General features: G+C 66.3%; 2 protein-coding genes and 2 pseudogenes. 3 read left to right on the top strand and 1 reads right to left on the bottom strand.

Annotated elements, in window-relative coordinates; all coding sequences use genetic code 11:
- The 3 genes and pseudogenes from moaC to lexA all read left to right on the top strand — a co-directional run.
- Positions 1-104: pseudogene (gene moaC, locus A3E77_RS02010) on the top strand (cyclic pyranopterin monophosphate synthase MoaC); the annotation flags it as partial.
- Positions 101-1,294: pseudogene (locus tag A3E77_RS02005) on the top strand (molybdopterin molybdotransferase MoeA). The pseudogenes moaC and A3E77_RS02005, both read left to right, overlap by 4 nt.
- A gap of 77 nt (positions 1,295-1,371) precedes the next feature.
- A complete protein-coding gene (gene lexA / locus A3E77_RS02000) occupies positions 1,372-2,055 on the top strand; it encodes a transcriptional repressor LexA (protein ID WP_293643236.1) in 684 nt (227 codons plus the stop codon).
- A 165-nt stretch (positions 2,056-2,220) separates the two neighbouring features.
- On the opposite strand, the gene A3E77_RS01995 is transcribed toward lexA, so the two are convergent.
- On the bottom strand, positions 2,221-4,024 hold a 1,804-nt coding region (locus tag A3E77_RS01995), incomplete at its 5' end, for a ComEC/Rec2 family competence protein (protein WP_293643235.1).

The following is a 4,024-nucleotide window of genomic DNA, read 5'->3' as shown; positions in this document are numbered from 1 at the left end:
CCCTTTATGACATGGCAAAGGCGCTCGACCGAACGATGGTCCTTGGCGACATCCGTCTGCTCGAAAAGAGCGGTGGCCGCTCGGGCGACTGGCGCGCGGAATGAGTGGGGACCTGCTTCCGGTCGCGGAGGCGCAAACCCGGCTCCTTGCGATCCGCGAGCCGATCGGGACCGAAATTGTCGCTCTTTCATCCTGTCTTGGCCGCTATCTTTCGCACGACATTCTCGCGCTGCGCGACCAACCCCCGGCGCCGCTGTCGGCGATGGACGGCTATGCGATTCGTTTCAGCGACCTGCCTGGGCCGTGGATCGTCAACGGCGAAGCCGCTGCTGGCGCGGCGCCTGCGCTGACGGTCGGCGCGGGCGAAGCGATGCGCATCTTCACCGGCGCCATGCTGCCGAAGGGCGCCGACACGGTGGTCGTTCAAGAAGATGTTGCGTTCACGGACGGACGGCTGGCGCTCATCGGCGACGGCCCGTAGGCGCGCGGTCGCCATGTTCGGGCGCGCGCGATAGATTTCGCGGCGGGCGACCGCCTGTTGCCCGCTGGAACCCGCCTGACTCCCGGCGCGATCGCCGCCGCGGCGATGAGCGGTGCGGGTCAGGTCGCGGTTGGTACGCGCCCGCGCATCGCGATTGTGACGACGGGCGACGAACTTGTGCAGCCGGGACGCCCGATCGCCCCCGGCCAGATCCCTGACAGCAACGGCGTTATGCTGGCGGCCATGCTCGCCGGCGATGTCGCGGACCCCATCCAGCCGCACCATATTCCCGACGACCGGGATAAAATCGCGAAAATTCTCAAGGAATTGGCGCGACGTCACGACGTCATCGTCACCGTCGGCGGCGCATCCGTCGGCGACCATGACCATGTCCGTGGCGCGCTCGAACAGGCGGGTGGGCGCCTCGATTTCTGGCGCATCGCAATGCGTCCTGGCAAACCGCTCATCGCAGGCAGGCTCGGGGACGCGATCCTCCTCGGCCTCCCCGGCAATCCTTCGTCGGCCTTTGTTACCGCCACCCTGTTCCTGCTGCCGCTTGTCCGGCATCTTGCGGGCGCGCGCGACCCGCTGCCGCTCTTGCAGCGCGCGCCGCTGGCCGCACCGCTCGCAGCCGGGGGGACGCGGCGCGATTATATGCGCGCGCGACTCGATGGCGGGCGACTGTCGCCGCTCGTCGGACAGGAAAGCGGGCTGACGCTGCCTCTCGCGACGGCCGACGCCCTCCTGATCCGCGAGATCGGCGCCGCAGCGCGCGATTGCGGCGAAATGGCGGACTATATTGCTGTCGCTTGACAAGTTCCGCTTTGTTCCACTATCGTTCTCCCTATGTCCGGCCCAGGATTTAAACGGGCCATCATGGAGAACGACCGATGTTGACCGCAAAGCAGCATGAACTGCTTCACTTCATCCAGGAACGGCTCGACAGCAGCGGTATCTCGCCGTCGTTCGAGGAGATGAAAGAGGCGCTCGGACTCAAATCGAAATCGGGTATACACCGACTTATAAGCGCCTTGGAAGAAAGAGGTTTTCTTCGCCGCCTGCCCAATCGGGCACGCGCTCTTGAAGTGCTTAAAGTGCCCGATGCCGCGAAGCCAGCGGTGCGGGAGCGTCGCGACAATATCGTCCCGATGCGCCAGCCCGCCCCCGCGATGCGGCCGATCGCCGCCAACGACATCGTCGAAGTGCCGCTCCACGGCAAAATTGCCGCTGGCGTGCCGATCGAGGCGTTCGAGGATCACAATAATCTTGCGGTTCCCGCCGCCCTCCTTGGCGCGGGCGAGCATTATGCTCTCGAAGTTTCGGGCGATTCGATGGTCGAAGCGGGCATTTTCGATGGCGATTACGCGTTGATCCAGAAAGCCAGCACTGCGCGGGAGGGCGATATCGTCGTCGCACTCGTCGACGGGCAGGATGCGACGCTGAAATATTTCCGCCGCGAGGGCCGGATGATCCGACTCGATCCGGCGAACAGCGCCTATGAACCGCAACGCTACCCCGCCGATCGGGTCATCGTTCAAGGTCGGCTGTCGGGACTGCTTCGTCGTTACCACTAAGCTGCTGCGGCAAGCGCCATGGATGCGCGTCGCCGGTGGTTAGGCTGGCGACAGCTTTCGGTTTTTCGCCCAGATAGAGCGCCAGCCCGCCGCTTTGAGCCAAGCTGTCGCGATCGATGGTCATCCAGCGGCCGACACATTCGCGCGGCAGCCATCGGTCGCTGATCACGACATCGGCCGCGGCACAGGCTTCCGCCATGTCAGCGCCCTCAATCCGGTCGCGTCCGCGTGAAGCCAGAATGATACGCCGCGCCGCACCTTCGCCATGACTCCAGCGGCAGAAATCCAGGTTGCATTCGACGTGATCGAGGTCGGCGAGTGCGCCGAGCGGCGCGTCGACGCCCGCCGCCTCCGCCATGGCATCGCGAACATAGTCGCCGGCCCGATCGCGCAGCAGCGCATAGCTGCCATCGGGAAGTGCCGCAGCGATATGACGTCCATCGGAGGTGACGAGCAGGTCGGGCCGCGGCTGGGCGAGCAACACTGCAACCCCGGCGGCAAGCGGAACAAGCCCGGCGCGGCGCCAGCCGGTTTGCCACAGCAATATCCATAGCCCCCCGAAAACCGCCAGCGCGAAACCCAGGGCGGGAAACTGGGCAGCATGGCGACCGCGCCCGGCGCGTCGGCAACGGCGTGCGCAAGCGCGATCAACAGGCGCAGCGCCTGTTCGGCAACCCACCAGAAGGGCGCGCCTAGGCCGATGCTGTCGAACAAGAGCGCCAGCGCCTCGAACGGCATGATGACGAATGTGGTCAGCGGGATCGCAATCACATTGGCAAGCGCACCGTAAAGCCCCGCCTTGTGGAAGTGAAACAGCGCGATCGGGGCGAGTGCGACTTCGACCACCAGCCCGGTGATCAGCAGTCCGCCGATCCCGCGGCCGAATCGAAACAGCCAAGGCTCCGCACGCCGGGTCAGGAAATTCCGCATCGTCCGACTTTCGTGAAGCGCAATGATGGCGGTGACCGCCGCAAAGCTTAGCTGGAAACTCGGCCCGGCGAGTGATTCGGGACGCCAGATCAGGACGATCAACGCCCCTGCCGCGACCAACCGCAATGTCAGCGCCTCGCGCCCCATCAAGAATGCGACGAGCACGAGCAAGGCGGCGATGAACGATCGCAGCGTCGGAACTTCTGCCCCCGCGAGGAGGGTGTAGGCCCCGCCGGCGATCGCGCCGGCGGCGGCGGCCAGCGGCAGGACATAACCCGCGAGCGCGAAGCGGCGACTGAGCGCGAGCAGCCGCATCGTCAACAACATCGCAAAGCCGACCACCGCGGTCACGTGCAGCCCGCTGATCGACAGGAGATGCGCCAAGCCGCTGCGCCGCATCGCCTCCTCATCCGCTCCGCTGATCGCCCCGCGATCCCCGGTCACCAGTGCAGCGGCGATGCCGCCCGCCGATCCGTCGATCTGGTCGTGGATATGCGCGCTGAGCCGCGCACGCAGCGGCGGCGTGGCACTTCCGCCGCCCCGCGCGCGCGAAACCTGCCCCAACACGGTCCCTACCGCACCAATGCCATCGAACCACGCGCGTTGGGCAAAGTCATAACCGCCCGGCAAACTGGCGGTCGGCGGCGGCATCAAGCGGGCGCGAACGCCGATCGTCTCACCATCGACGAGGTCCGCTGCCTGCTCGCGTCGCATCGTCAGCCGAACGCGCGGGGGCAGATCGGTGCGCCGTTGGGGCCGTGCGAGAATGCGCAGCTGCCCCTTCGCCGGCAGCGGCTCGACCCGTTCGACGACGGCGTAAAATTCGGTCACCACCGGGACGGCGAGCACCGGAGCGGCCACCCACAACGCGCGGCCCCAGACCAGCAAAAGTCCGGCGCCGATCACGCCGCATGCGACGACAATCGTCCGTCCGAGCCGACTTTGCGACCCCAACAAAAGCCCGCCAAGCATGAAGCCGCCGAGCAGCAGGAGAAGGCCGATCCAATAGGATTGAGACGGGAGCGCGAACCACGCCGCA

Origin of the sequence: Sphingopyxis sp. RIFCSPHIGHO2_12_FULL_65_19 (genome assembly GCF_001830555.1) — a bacterium.
Taxonomy (GTDB): Bacteria; Pseudomonadota; Alphaproteobacteria; order Sphingomonadales; family Sphingomonadaceae; genus Sphingopyxis.
This window is presented reverse-complemented; position numbering and strand designations above follow the sequence as displayed.

Excerpts from the sequence above, each read along its gene's own strand:
- lexA (WP_293643236.1), top strand. The coding sequence starts at position 1,372 with ATGTTGACCGCAAAGCAGCATGAACTGCTTCACTTCATCCAGGAACGG.